Raw genomic sequence first — 13,012 nt, 5'->3', positions numbered from 1 at the left:
ACAGTTGACCACGCGGACGCGATGCGGTGCTGGGCCGGACGACGTCACCGGCTCGTCGGTCGGCGCTGCGGACGTGGCGGAACAACACCCTCTGCTAGGCGTCTCGCGGTCACCAGGAAGGCCGTGTGGCCCTGCATCCGGTGATCCGGCCGCACCGCCAAACCGACCACGTGCCACGGCCTGACCAGGCATTCCCATGCTTGCGGCTCGGTCCAGCACTGCTGCTCGCGCAGATCCTCGACGAGCCGCGACAGCTGTGTCGTCGTCGCGACGTAGCCCACGAAGATCCCGCCCGGGATGAGCGCGGCAGCCACCGTCGCGAGGTGCTCCCACGGCGCGAGCATATCGAGGACGACCCTGTCGACCTGCTCGGCGGCCGGATCGTGAGTATGGAGATCGGCGACTTTCAAGGTCCAGTTGGGTGGCGTGTCGCCGTAGAAAAGTCGGACGTTGCGCTCGGCGTGTTCGGCGTGGTCGTCGCGCACCTCGTAGGACAGGACGCTCCCGGTGGGCCCGACGGCCTGCAGCAGCGAGCACGTCAGCGCCCCCGAACCGGCGCCCGCCTCCAGCACCCGCGCCCCGGGGAAGATGTCACCCCACATCAGGATCTGCGCGGCGTCCTTCGGGTAGATCACCTGCGCCCCGCGCGGCATCGACAGGACGTAGTCGGCCAGCCGCGGGCGCAGCGCGAGGTACGGCGTGCCCGTCGGGGATACGACGAGGCTGCCCTCCGGCTTGCCGATCAGGTCGTCGTGACGCAGCCCGCCGCGGTGGGTGTGGTACTCGGCGCCCGCCTGCAGGGTCACCGTGTAATGGCGGCCCTTGGGGTCGGTCAGCTGTACGCGGTCGCCCGCCCGGAACGGGCCGCCACGGGCACGCATCGAGCTGCTTGCGGGGTCTTTCTGTTCCACCAGCTCTTCCACTGCCTGTTCCGTCACTGCTTGGTCCGTCACTGCTGCACCGGGAGCATCCGCCACTGGCCGTCGACCTTGCGCAGGCCGGCGACGTTGGTCTTCGTCTGCCCTTGGGTGGACGCGGTGAACGTCACGAACGCCTGGTCGCCCTCGACCCTCACCGCGGAGATCTTCGTCGTGCGGGCGATCTCGTCGATGGTCTCGGGGGTGCCGGGCACGGCGAAGATCGCCTGGAACGCCTCGACGCAGGACGTCACCTGGACGCCTCGCGCCTTCAGTGTGTTGATCAGGCCCTCGTTGGTCTCGGGCGCGTTGAGCGTGCACGCCTTCGGGAAGTCCCTGGCCAGCAGCGAGGCGTTGTACTCGGTGACGGTCGTGCGCACGACGTCCTGGTCGCCGGCGGCACCGGTGGCGGACGGGCCGGTCGGGGCCGCCGCGGTGGTCGCCGCCGCGCTCGGGGCCGGCGCGGGAGCGGGCGCCTGCGGTGGCGCTTCTCCCCCGCAGCCGGCGAGCGCGAGCGCGATCCCGGCGGCCAGCGCGCAGGCGAGCACCCGGGGTGCCGCCAGCACGCGGAAGGTCCGTGTCATGGCGAGAACCTACGGGGGCGCCGGGTTCCGTCGGTGCCCACCCCTACGCTCGAAGGTGTGAACGAGGCACGGGTGGCGGAGAAGATCGACGAGCTCGACGAGGAGCCGCGCCGCCGCCGTCCCGCGCTCTCGCCGTCGCGGGCCGGCGACTTCAAGCAGTGCCCGCTGCTCTACCGGTTCCGCGCGATCGACAAGCTGCCCGAACGGCCGGGCCGCGCCCAGATCCGCGGCACCCTGGTGCACGCCGTGCTGGAGCGGCTGTTCGACCTCCCGGCGGCCGAGCGGGTGCCGGCCGCCGCCAAGGCGATGGTCGATCCGACGTGGGCGCAGCTGTGCGAGCAGGATCCCGAGCTGGTCGAGGCGCTGTTCAGCGGCGCCGACGACCCGGAGCTGCCGGCGTGGCTGGAGTCGGCGGGTTCGCTGCTCGAGACGTACTTCGCGCTGGAGGACCCGCGCCGGCTCGAGCCGGAGGCCCGCGAGCTGCTCGTCGAGACGGAGCTGGCCTCGGGCCTGCTGCTGCGCGGCTACATCGACCGGGTCGACGTCGCGCCCACCGGCGAGCTGCGGATCGTCGATTACAAGACCGGGGCCGCGCCGCGGCCGGTCGCGGAGACCAGGGCGCTGTTCCAGATGAAGTTCTACGCGCTCGCGATGCTGCAGCTGCGCGGGGTCGTACCCGCCCAGCTGCGGCTGCTCTACCTCGCAGATTCCGAGTCGCTCACCTACGAGCCGGAGGAGGCGGAGCTGCGCCGCTTCGAGCGCACGCTCGAGGCGATCTGGGCCGCCATCCGCACGGCGGGCGAGACCGGCGACTTCCGGTCCAACCCGAGCCGCATGTGCGAGTTCTGCAGCCACAAGGCGTTCTGCCCGTCGTGGGAAGGCACCCCACCGCCCTACCCGGGATGGCCGCAGGAGCCGACCGGTGACGAGACACCGGTCGACCGCGCCGGCTGAGGGCCAGGATGCGTGCGTTCCGCACGCAAGGGCAGGAAAGCCACTTTCCTGCCCTGTGAGGGCCGGAAAGTGGCTTTCCTGCCCTCCCCCGGCTCTACCGGGGACACCCCGTCAGGAGGCGAAGGAGCCGTCGACGGCGCGGCAGGAGCGGATCTCGGAGATCAGGATGGCGCGGGCGCCGAGCCCGGCGAGGTCGTCCATGACCTTGTTGGCGGTCTGCTTGCGCACCATCGACCGGACGCCGAACCAGCCCTTCTCCGACAGCGGCGCGACGGTGGGCGCCTGCATGCCGGGGGTGATCCGCTTCGCCTCGTCGAGCACGTCCTCGGGGCAGTCGTAGTCGACCATGACGTACTGGCGGGCGTAGACCACACCCTGCAGCCGCGCGGTGAACACCTTCATCTCGGCCTTGATCTCGGCCGGGACGAGCCGGTCGGGACGCTCCTCGCGCTCGATGAGCGTGGCCTGCGACTCGGCGATCGCGTCGCCGAACGGCGCGAGGCTGTGCTGGCGCAGCGTGCGGCCCGACGAGACGACGTCGGCGATGGCGTCGGCGAGCCCGAGCTGCACCGAGATCTCGACGGCGCCGTCGAGCTTGATGATGTCGGCCTTCACGCGGCTGCGCGCGAGGTGCGCGCGGACCAGCCGCGGGTAGGACGTCGCGATCTTCTTGCCCTCGAGGTCCTCGAGCTTCCACTCCCGGCCGTCGATCCCGGCCGCGGGCGCCGCGAAGCGGAACTTCGACGCGCCGAACCCGAGCTCGATCACCCGCTTGACCTGGCTGCCCGACTCGTCCATGAGGTCGGCGCCCGTGATGCCCAGGTGCAGGTCGCCGGAACCGACGTAGGTCGCGATGTCCTTGGGCCGAAGGTAGAAGAACTCGATCTCGTTCTCCTCGTCGAGCATGCTCAGGTCACGGGAGTCGGAACGCTGCCGATAGCCCGCCTCCCGCATCATCGTCGCGGCCGGGTCGGCCAGCGTGCCCTTGTTGGGAAGTGCGATGCGGAGCATGGGAGCTCTCTCCTCGGTCTTTCGGGTGTCTCAGAGGTACTTGTACACGTTGTCGAGCGTGATGCCGCGACCCAGCATGAGCACCTGGACGCGGTAGAGCAGCTGGGAGATCTCCTCGGCGAGTGCGTCGTCGCCCTCGTGCTCGGCCGCCAGCCACACCTCACCGGCCTCTTCGAGCACCTTCTTGCCCTGCGCGTGCACCCCTGCGTCGAGCGCCGCGACGGTGCCGGAGCCCTCCGGCCGCGTGGTGGCGCGTTCGGTCAGCTCCTCGAACAGCTGATCGAAAGTCTTCACGTGCACGTCTCCCTCACCAGCAAGGTGTCTTCCTTCGAGCGTCGCCGCTCGCGTCATCTCTCAGTGTCATATGGCGTGCACGCTGCGGCACAACGACGTGCCGCTGCTGCTGCGCCCGGTGCCTGAGCTGCGCCGGATGGCGTCCCGCGGCGTACGGCACACGGCTGGAGTACGCCGTGAACCGCCGCGAGAGGCCGTCCAGCCGGGACGAAAGGTCCCACACCCGAGCACCGGCAACCCAACCCGTTTCGCACGACGGCGGTGTGGCAATGATCACTCCATGAAGATCATTCCCATGGGATCAAGCCGCCCGCTCCCCCGTAACCAGCCGGTAGGCCTGCCGGATGTCGGTGGGGGTCAGCCCCACGAGCGACTCCCGCAGCACCCGACCGGGCCCGGCCGGCACGGGGATGTCGCACGGCACGACGAGCACGGCGGCGCCGGCCCGCTGCGCCGCGAGCGACCCCGTCGGCGAGTCCTCGACGGCCAAGCACTCCGCCGCGTCGACGCCGAGCAGCGCGGCCGCCCGCAGGTACGGGTCGGCGGCCGGCTTCGGGTGCTCCACCTCGTCGCCGCAGACGGTCACGGCGAAGTGCTCGCGCCCGATCCCGTCGAGCGCCATCTCGGTGAGGAACCGCTCCGTGTTGGTGACCAACGCGTTGCGCCAGCCCGCCGCGCGCACCATCCGCAACGCCTCCAACGCACCCGGCCGCCACTCCAGCCCCTGCGCGAAGAGCCGCTCCGTGCGCTCGTTCATGAAGCGCTCGGCGCCCGCCATCCGGTCGGGGTCGTGCGGCAGCCCCAGATCGTCGAACATGATCGTCAACGTCCTGGACATGTTCGAACCGATCATGTCCTCGCGCGCCGCGACGCTCAGCTCACCACCCAGCCACGCGGCCGTCTCGTGCAGCGAGACCGTCCAGACCTTCTCCGAGTCGACGAGCGTGCCGTCCATGTCCCAAAGCACCGCGGCAGGAGGTGCCGCATCAAGATCAGCGTCGATGTTCGGAACCGACAAGCGTTCCTCAGCCGGCATTGAAGTACTTCGCCTCCGGGTGGTGGGCCACCATCGCGTCGGTGGACTGCTCGGGGTGCAGCTGCAACTCCTCCGACAGCTCGACACCGATGCGGCCCGGCTGCAGCAGGTCGATCAGCTTCGTGCGGTCCTCCAGGTTCGGGCAGGCGCCGTAACCCAGCGAGTAGCGAGCACCGCGGTAGCCGAGCTTGAAGAACTCCTCGACGTCGGCCGGGTCCTCCTCCGCGAGGGTGGCACCGCTCGACCAGGTCAGCTCCTCGCGGATCCGCCGGTGCCAGTACTCCGCGAGCGCCTCGGTCAGCTGCACACCGAGCCCGTGCACCTCGAGGTAGTCGCGGTAGGCGTCCTTCGCGAACAGCTCGTTCGCGTAGTCGGCGATCGGCTGCCCCATCGTGACCAGGTGCAGCGGCAGCACGTCCACCTCGCCGCGCTCCACCGCGACCTTGCGCGGCCGCCAGAAGTCGGCCAGGCACAAGTGCCGGTCGCGACGCTGGCGCGGGAACTCCAGCCGGTAGCGCTCCAGCGCGTCGGGCCGCACGTCGTCCAGCACCACCAGCGCGTCGCCCTCCGACACCGCGGGGAAGTAGCCGTAGACGACGGCGGCGTGCGCGAGGATGCCGTCGGTCGCGAGGCGCTCCAACCAGTACCGCAGCCGCGGCCGGCCCTCGGTCTCCAGCAGCTCCTCGTAGGTCGGGCCGCTGCCACCCTTCGCGCCCCGCAGCCCCCACTGCCCGAGGAACAGCGCCCGCTCGTCGATCATGCCGGAGTACTCCGCCAGCGCCACACCCTTGACCACCCGGGTGCCCCAGAACGGCGGCGTCGGCAGCGGGTTGTCGATCGTGACGTCCGAACGGTCCGGGATCGGCCCCGCGACCTCGGCCTCGGCCGCCTTGCGCTTCGCGGCCACCCGCTGCGAGCGTTCGTGGCGGGCCTTGCGCTCGGCCTTCTTCGCCTCCTCCTCGGGGTCGACCTCCGGTGCCTCGCCGCGGACGCGCGCCATGGTCGCGTCCATCAGCCGCAAGCCCTCGAAGGCGTCACGCGCGTACGCGACCCGGCCCTCGTAGACCTCCGAGAGGTCGTTCTCGACGTAGGAGCGGGTGAGCGCGGCGCCACCGAGCAGGACGGGGACGCGCTGCGCGACCCCGCGGGCGTTCATCTCCTGCAGGTTCTCCTTCATGATCACCGTGGACTTGACCAGCAGCCCGGACATCCCGACGGCGTGCGCGTTGTGCTCCTCCACCGCCGAGAGGATCGTCGAGATGGGCTGCTTGATGCCCAGGTTGACCACCGTGTAGCCGTTGTTGGTCAGGATGATGTCGACGAGGTTCTTGCCGATGTCGTGGACGTCGCCCTTCACCGTGGCCAGCACGATCGTGCCCTTGCCCTCGGTGTCGGCCTTCTCCATATGCGGTTCGAGGTGCGCCACCGCGGTCTTCATCACCTCAGCGCTGGCCAGCACGAACGGCAGCTGCATCTGGCCGGAGCCGAAGAGCTCGCCGACGGTCTTCATGCCCGAGAGCAGCGTGTCGTTGATGATCTCCAGGGCGGGTCGGGACTCCAACGCCTCGTCGAGGTCGGCGCCCAGGCCCTCGCGCTCGCCGTCGATGATCCGCCGCTCCAGCCGCTCGAACAACGGGAGCCCGGCCAGCTCCTCCGCGCGGGTCGCGCGCGCCGACGACGCCGAGACGCCCTCGAAGAGCTCCATGAACTTGTTGAGCGGGTCGTAGCCCTCGCGGCGGCGGTCGTAGACCAGGTCGAGCGCGACCGAGCGCTGCTCGTCGGGGATCTTCGACATCGGGAGGATCTTCGCGGCGCTCACGATCGCGGTGTCGAGCCCCGCGTTCACGCACTCGTGCAGGAACACCGAGTTCAGCACCTGCCGCGCGGCGGCGTTGAGGCCGAACGAGATGTTGGAGACGCCGAGCGTGGTCTGCACGTCGGGGAAGCGGCGCTTCAGCTCGCGGATCGCCTCGATCGTCTCGATCGCGTCGCGACGCACCTCCTCCTGCCCGGTGGTGATCGGGAATGTCAGGGTGTCGACGACGATGTCCTCGATGTGCATGCCGTGGTTGGTGGTGAGGTCGCGGATGAGCCGGTCGGCCACCCGCACCTTCCACTCGGCGGTGCGGGCCTGGCCCTCCTCGTCGATGCAGAGCGCGACGACGGCCGCGCCGTGCTCGCGGACCAGCTCCATCGCCACCTGGAAGCGCGAGCCGGGCCCGTCGCCGTCCTCGTAGTTGACGGAGTTGATGATCGAGCGGCCGCCGAGGCGCTCCAGCCCCGCCTTGATCACCGCGGGCTCGGTGGAGTCGAGCATCACCGGCAGCGTCGAGGCCGTCGCGAGGCGCCCGGCCAGCTCGGCCATGTCGGCGACGCCGTCGCGCCCGACGTAGTCGACGCACAGGTCGATCAGGTGCGCGCCCTCGCGGGTCTGGTCGCGCGCGATCCCGACGCACGCCTCCCAGTCCTGCTCGAGCATCGCGTCGCGGAACTTCTTCGAGCCGTTGGCGTTGGTCCGCTCACCGATCATCAGCACCGACGTGTCCTGCCGGAACGGCACCGACGCGTACAGCGAGGACAGGCCCGGCTCGGGGCGTGGCGTCCGAGTGCGCGGCGGGAGGTCGCGCACCGCCTCGGTGATCGCCGTGATGTGCGCGGGCGTGCTGCCGCAGCAGCCGCCGATGAGCGACATGCCGTAGTCGCGGACGAACACCTTGAGCGCCTCGGCGAGCCCGTCGGGGTCGAGCGGGTACTCCGCGCCGTTCGGCCCGAGCACGGGCAGCCCGGCGTTCGGCATCACCGAGAGCGGGATGCGCGAGTGCTTGGACAGCGTGCGCAGGTGCTCGCTCATCTCGGCGGGGCCGGTCGAGCAGTTGAGGCCGATCAGGTCGATGCCGAGCGGTTCCAGCGCGGTCAGCGCGGCGCCGATCTCGGAACCGAGCAGCATCGTGCCCGTCGTCTCCATCGCGACCTGCGTGATGACCGGGATGCGCCGACCCTCCTCGACCATCGCCCGCTTGACGCCCAGCACGGCGGCCTTGACCTGGAGCAGGTCCTGGCAGGTCTCGATGATGATCGCGTCGGCGCCGCCGGCGAGCAGCCCGCGCCCGCACTCCTGGTAGGCGTCGCGCAGCGAGGCGAAGCTCGCGTGGCCCAGCGTCGGCAGCTTCGTGCCGGGCCCGACCGAGCCGAGCACGTAGCGCGGCCGGTCGCTCGTCGCCATCTCGTCGGCGACCTCGCGCGCCAGCTGCGCGCCCTTGAACGCGAGCTCCTCGATCCGGTCGGCGATGTCGTAGTCGGCGAGGTTGGGCAGGTTCGCCCCGAACGTGTTGGTCTCGACGGCGTCGGCGCCGGCCTCGAAGTAGGCGCGGTGGATGTGGCGCACGACGTCGGGGCGGGTGTCGTTGAGGATCTCGTTGCAGCCTTCGAGGCCGGCGAAGTCGTCGAGGCCCAGGTCGGCGGCTTGCAACATGGTGCCCATAGCACCGTCGGCTATGACGACCCGTTCGGCGAGAGTGTCCATGAACGTGGTGTCGAACGCATGCGGCTGCATAGTGTCCTTTTCCGGTCGGCTGCGGGCGGGATCCCGACCCCACACGGTAGTCGTGCATCGGCCTCGCCCGCCGTGCCGTCGCACTCCGCGGTGCCGCGGGCCGTAGTCTGGTCCGATGACCGATCGCACGCCGGACCCCGGAGCGGAGCACCCTTCACCCCGCCTCGTCGACCCGGTGATGATCGCCGCCTTCGAGGGGTGGAACGACGCGGGCGAGGCCGCCAGCACCGCGCTGGAGCACCTCGAGCTGAGCTGGGACGCCACGCCGCTCGCGTCGATCGACCCCGAGGAGTACTACGACTTCCAGGTCACGCGCCCGCACGTGCGCCTCTCCGACGGCGTGACCCGCCGGATCGAGTGGCAGACCACCCGGCTGTCGGTGGCGACCCTCCCCGGCACCGAGCGCCACGTCGTGCTCGTCAACGGGATCGAGCCCAACCTGCGCTGGCGCAGCTTCTGCCGAGAGCTGCTCGGCCACATCGAGCGGCTGGGCGTGACCAAGGTCATCTCTTTGGGCGCGCTGCTGACCGACACCCCGCACACGCGGCCCACACCGGTCAGCGGGATCGCCTACGACAAGGAATCGGCGAGCGAGCTGCGCGTGGAGCTCTCGACGTACGAAGGCGCCACCGGGATCGTCGGGGTCTTCCAGAACGAGTGCGTCGCGGCGGGCATCCCGGCCGTGTCGTTCTGGGCGTCGGTGCCGCATTACGTCTCGCAGGCGCGCGTGCCCAAGGCCGCCGTCGCGCTGCTGCACCGCATCGAGGAGGTCCTCGACGTCGAGGTGCCGCTCGGCGGGCTGCCCGAGCAGGCCGAGGAGTGGGAGCGCACCGTCTCGGAGATGGCCGAGGCCGACGACGAGGTGCGCGAGTACGTCCGGCAGCTGGAGGAGCAGGCCGCCATCGACGCTGCCGACGCCGACGTGCCGGAGGCCGACGGCGACGCGATCGCCGCCGATTTCGAGCGCTACCTGCGCCGACGTGGCTCGGGCGGCGCAGGCAGCTGAGCACGACGGAAGGCACCCGGGAGCGCTTCGCCCGGCTCGGCGTCTACGCAGGAGCGTTCCTCGGCCCGTTCGGCGGCGGGATCACCGTCGCGATGCTGCCGGAGCTGGGCGTCTCGTTCGCGGTGACGCCCGCGACGGCGTCGCTGAGCATCACCGCCTACCTCTTGCCGTTCGCGGCGGTCCAGCTGGTCTCCGGGACGCTCGGGGAACGCTGGGGGCGGCGGCGCACGGTCATCGCCGGCTACGTGCTGTACGTCGTCGCGTCGGTGGCGTGCGTGCTCGCCCCGACGTTGACGCTGTTCGTCGCCGCACGCGCGGTGCAGGGTGTGGCCAACGCGTTCACCACGCCGCTGCTGCTGGCCGCGCTCGCCGCGGCCACCCGGCCGGAGCGGCTCGGGCGGGCGCTGGGCTGGTTCGGCTCGCTGCAGGCCGCGGGGCAGACCAGCGCGCCGCTGCTCGGCGGGCTCGCCGCCGAGGTGGAGTGGCGGGCGGCGTTCATCGCCGTCGCGCTCGTCGGGGTCGGGCTCGCGGTCGTCGGCATCCCGGCCGGTGCTGCGCCGAGCGGACGGCCGTCGCTGCGCACGGCGATGCGACCGGAGGTGCTGCGCATCGGGGTGGTCTCCGCGCTGGGCGCCGGGTGCCTGACCGGGTTGGCGTTCCTCGTCGCGCTGCGGCTGGAGGAGCAGTTCGACGTCGGCGCCGGCACCCGCGGCCTCGTGCTGACCGGGATGGGCGTCGCCGGGCTGCTCACCGCGCGGATGGTCGGCGGGCGGATCGACACGGTCGGGCCGCGGCGCAGCGTCCTGCTCGGGACGGTCATCGGCGCGCTCGCCGTCGCCGGTGCCGGGCTTGCGCCCGACGTCTGGATGATCGCGGTGATCTGGACGACCGCCGGCGTCGCCACGCAGCTCGTGCTGGTCGGGGTGAACACGCTCGTGCTGCGCTCCCCCGCCGGCAACACGGGCGGCTCGATGTCGGTGGTGCAGGCCGTCCGATTCGGCGGCAGCGCGCTCAGCCCGGTCGCGGTGACCCCGATCTACCACGCCGACCCGTTAGCCGGCTTCCTGATCCCGGCCGCCCTGATGGCCACCCTCATCCCGGTCGCGCTCCCCCGCGACCGGAACTGACCCCGAACTTCCCCACCGTTTTGTGCACTTGCGCGCCTGTGGGGCGCGCAGGTGCACAAAACGGTGGGGAGATTTGGGCGGCCGTCAGGCGAGGGCGGCCAGCACCGCTCTCGCGTAGGCGCGTTCGGCGTCGGTGTCGACGTGGCGGGAGCCGTCGGTCAGCACCACCGCGTGGCCGTCGCCCACGGGTTCCAGCAGCCGGAACCGCTCACCGAGCGCCTCGCGCAGCTGGCTCTCGTGCGGCAGCCAGACCGCGGCGTCCTGCTCGACGCTGTCGAGCGCCCACTCGGTGGTGCCGTTGAAGCGGATCAGCCGCCCGGTCGGCGCCTCGTGGACGTCGATGGTGAGCTCGCTGACGACGAACACCTCGGTGTCCATGCCGCGGTTGGCGATCACGAACCGGTCGCCGGACGCGGGCGTCCAGGTCAGTCCCGCAGCCTTCAGCCGCAGCGCCAGCTCGACCGAGATCACCGCGGCTCCACGGCGTGCTTGCGCAGCTCTGCGACGTCGACCCACTCCAAGGTCCGCGCGTGGGTGGCCTCCAGCACGACGGGCGGCGCGACGCCGGCCTCGTTCGCCTCGACCCACCTGTCGGCGCACAGGCACCAGCGGTCGCCGGGCTGCAGGCCCGCGAAGCCGTACTCCGGCCGCGGCGTCGACAGGTCGTTGCCCGCCGCCGCGCTGAAGGCGAGGAACTGCGCGTCCACCTGCGCGCAAACGGTGTGCACGCCGGTGTCCTCACCGCCCGTGTCGCAGCAGCCGTTGCGGTAGAAGCCGGTCAGCGGGTCGGTGCTGCAGGTCTGCAGCTCGCCGCCCAGCACGTTGCGCGCCATGTGGTCCACCCAACCAGAACGGGTAGTCCGACCGCATGACAGAACGCGCCCTCGATCCCGAGCCGCCCCGCCCGCCCGGCGTCCCCGACCTCGACCTCGACATCCCGCTGCCGGGCGACGATTCCGACAGCAAGGACGCCGAGGGCGACCCGAAGCCGCGGAACGAGGACGTCGAGGAGGACGCGGGCGCGACGGAGCCACCGGACTGACCCCGGGGACTCCCGCCCGTGAGGGCAGGAAAGCCACTTTCCGGCCCTCACAGGGCAGGAAAGTGGCTTTCCTGCCCTCACCCCGACCCTGCGCTCGCGAGGGTCGAAACGCGCTAGAGCGCGATGCCCAGCAGCGCGTCCACCGCGTCCCGGACGAGGGCGGGCGCCGCGGGATCCGTCCCGCGCCGTTCGAGCGCCTCGCTCGCCCAGCCGTCGACGGCGGCGAGCGCCGAAGGCGTGTCGAGGTCGTCGGCCAGGTGCGTGCGCAGACGCGCGACCAGGTCGTCCGCGGCGGGTCCGGCGTCGAGCGCGACGGCCTGCCGCCACCGCGCGAGCCGCGCCTCGGCCTGCGCCAGCAGCTCCGGAGTCCACTGGCGGTCGGTGCGGTAGTGCCCGGCTAGCAGCGCCGCGCGCACGGCGTTCGGGTCGACGCCCTGCGCGCGCAGCTTCGAGACGAACACGAGGTTGCCGCGCGACTTGGACATCTTCTCGCCGTCGAGACCGATCAGGCCGGCGTGCGTGTAGTGCCGCGCGAACGGGTGCTCCCCGGTGAACGCCTCCGCGTGGGCGGCGCCGCACTCGTGGTGCGGGAAGATCAGGTCGGAGCCGCCGCCGTTGAGGTCGATCTGCGAGCCGAGCCGGTTCAGCGCGATCGCCGCGCACTCGACGTGCCACCCGGCGCGCCCGGCGCCGAGGTCGGACTCCCACGACGGCTCGCCCTCGCGGGCCATCCGCCAGAGCAGCGGGTCGAGCGGGTGCCGCTTGCCGGGGCGGTCGGGGTCGCCGCCACGCTCGCGGGACAGCTCGATCATCGTCTGCTCGTCGTAGTTGGACTCGTAGCCGAACCGGCCCGTCACCGAGCTGTCGAAGTAGACGTCGGGGAACTCCGGGTCGTCCACGCGGTACCCGGCGCCGGATGCGAGGAGCTTGCCGACTAGCTCGGAGATCTCCCCCATCGCCTCGACGGCGCCGACGTAGTGCCGTGGCGGGATCACCCGCAGCGCCTCCATGTCCTCGCGGAAGAGCGCCGTCTCACGCATGCCGAGCACAACCCAGTCGTCGTGGTCGCGCTCGGCGCGCTCCAGCAGCGGGTCGTCGATGTCGGTGACGTTCTGCACGTAGAAGACCTCGTGCCCGAGGTCCCGCCACACCCGGTTGACCAGGTCGAACGCCAGGTAGGTCGCAGCGTGGCCGAGGTGGGTCGCGTCGTAGGGCGTGATGCCGCAGACGTACATCGTGGCCTCGGGACCGGGCGCGGTGGGGCGGATCCGTCCGGTCGCCGTGTCGTACAAGCGCAGCGCGGGGCCGCTGCCGGCGAGGCGTGGAACGTCGACGGATGCCCATGTTTGCATGACGAACAACTTACGCGTCGGGCGCCGGACCGACCCACCACTCGGTTGCGAGCTTCGCCTCGATGTCGCGCAGATGCCGGCGCGAGCAGGTGACGCAGAGCCAGGTCACACGCCCGTCCGGCGCGATTTCACGGGT

General features: G+C 71.4%; 13 protein-coding genes. 4 read left to right on the top strand and 9 right to left on the bottom strand.

Annotated features, from left to right (window positions below):
• Positions 1-44 precede the first annotated feature (44 nt).
• Complete coding sequence (locus tag LL648_RS20080; RefSeq protein WP_232664155.1) at positions 45-881, bottom strand: tRNA (adenine-N1)-methyltransferase; 837 nt, start codon at positions 879-881, stop codon at positions 45-47.
• A gap of 68 nt (positions 882-949) precedes the next feature.
• On the bottom strand, positions 950-1,501 hold the full coding sequence (locus tag LL648_RS20075; RefSeq protein ID WP_232664154.1) for a hypothetical protein: 552 nt from the start codon (positions 1,499-1,501) through the stop codon (positions 950-952).
• Between the two features lie 57 nt (positions 1,502-1,558).
• Here LL648_RS20075 and LL648_RS20070 point away from each other — a divergent pair, with 57 nt between their 5' ends.
• Entirely contained in the window at positions 1,559-2,455 is an 897-nt protein-coding gene (locus LL648_RS20070; RefSeq protein WP_232664153.1) for a RecB family exonuclease, read from the top strand.
• 111 nt (positions 2,456-2,566) lie between these two features.
• On the opposite strand, the gene hisG is transcribed toward LL648_RS20070, so the two are convergent.
• From hisG to metH, 4 genes are all read right to left on the bottom strand, one after another.
• Positions 2,567-3,466 (bottom strand): ATP phosphoribosyltransferase, encoded by a 900-nt coding sequence (gene hisG / locus LL648_RS20065; RefSeq protein ID WP_232664152.1) that lies wholly within the window; start codon positions 3,464-3,466, stop codon positions 2,567-2,569.
• A gap of 30 nt (positions 3,467-3,496) precedes the next feature.
• Positions 3,497-3,760, bottom strand: a complete 264-nt coding sequence (locus LL648_RS20060) for a phosphoribosyl-ATP diphosphatase (RefSeq protein ID WP_232664151.1) — start codon at positions 3,758-3,760, stop codon at positions 3,497-3,499.
• 301 nt (positions 3,761-4,061) lie between these two features.
• Complete coding sequence (locus LL648_RS20055; protein WP_255685993.1) at positions 4,062-4,796, bottom strand: HAD family hydrolase; 735 nt, start codon at positions 4,794-4,796, stop codon at positions 4,062-4,064.
• On the bottom strand, positions 4,786-8,349 hold the full coding sequence (gene metH / locus LL648_RS20050) for a methionine synthase (protein WP_232664149.1): 3,564 nt from the start codon (positions 8,347-8,349) through the stop codon (positions 4,786-4,788). Before metH ends, LL648_RS20055 begins: the two co-directional genes overlap by 11 nt.
• Before the next feature lie 115 nt (positions 8,350-8,464).
• Here metH and LL648_RS20045 point away from each other — a divergent pair, with 115 nt between their 5' ends.
• Together LL648_RS20045 and LL648_RS20040 are read left to right on the top strand one after the other, a co-directional pair.
• Positions 8,465-9,355 (top strand): PAC2 family protein, encoded by an 891-nt coding sequence (locus tag LL648_RS20045; RefSeq protein ID WP_232664148.1) that lies wholly within the window; start codon positions 8,465-8,467, stop codon positions 9,353-9,355.
• Positions 9,352-10,482: an MFS transporter gene (locus LL648_RS20040; protein WP_255685999.1), complete on the top strand. Its 1,131-nt coding sequence runs from the start codon at positions 9,352-9,354 to the stop codon at positions 10,480-10,482. Before LL648_RS20045 ends, LL648_RS20040 begins: the two co-directional genes overlap by 4 nt.
• A gap of 84 nt (positions 10,483-10,566) precedes the next feature.
• On the opposite strand, the gene LL648_RS20035 is transcribed toward LL648_RS20040, so the two are convergent.
• Positions 10,567-10,953, bottom strand: a complete 387-nt coding sequence (locus LL648_RS20035; RefSeq protein ID WP_232664146.1) for a hypothetical protein — start codon at positions 10,951-10,953, stop codon at positions 10,567-10,569.
• Positions 10,950-11,315, bottom strand: a complete 366-nt coding sequence (locus LL648_RS20030) for a DUF2237 family protein (RefSeq protein WP_232664145.1) — start codon at positions 11,313-11,315, stop codon at positions 10,950-10,952. Before LL648_RS20030 ends, LL648_RS20035 begins: the two co-directional genes overlap by 4 nt.
• Before the next feature lie 35 nt (positions 11,316-11,350).
• On the opposite strand from LL648_RS20030, the gene LL648_RS20025 reads away from it, so the two are divergent.
• A complete protein-coding gene (locus tag LL648_RS20025; protein WP_232664144.1) occupies positions 11,351-11,524 on the top strand; it encodes a hypothetical protein in 174 nt (57 codons plus the stop codon).
• Between the two features lie 113 nt (positions 11,525-11,637).
• On the opposite strand, the gene mshC is transcribed toward LL648_RS20025, so the two are convergent.
• On the bottom strand, positions 11,638-12,876 hold the full coding sequence (gene mshC, locus LL648_RS20020; protein WP_232664143.1) for a cysteine--1-D-myo-inosityl 2-amino-2-deoxy-alpha-D-glucopyranoside ligase: 1,239 nt from the start codon (positions 12,874-12,876) through the stop codon (positions 11,638-11,640).
• Positions 12,877-13,012: the final 136 nt, after the last annotated feature.

The organism is Pseudonocardia sp. TRM90224 (assembly GCF_021245725.1).
Lineage (GTDB): Bacteria > Actinomycetota > Actinomycetes > Mycobacteriales > Pseudonocardiaceae > Pseudonocardia.
The sequence above is the reverse complement of the archived record's forward strand: the minus strand, read 5'-3'. Positions and strand labels throughout refer to the sequence as shown.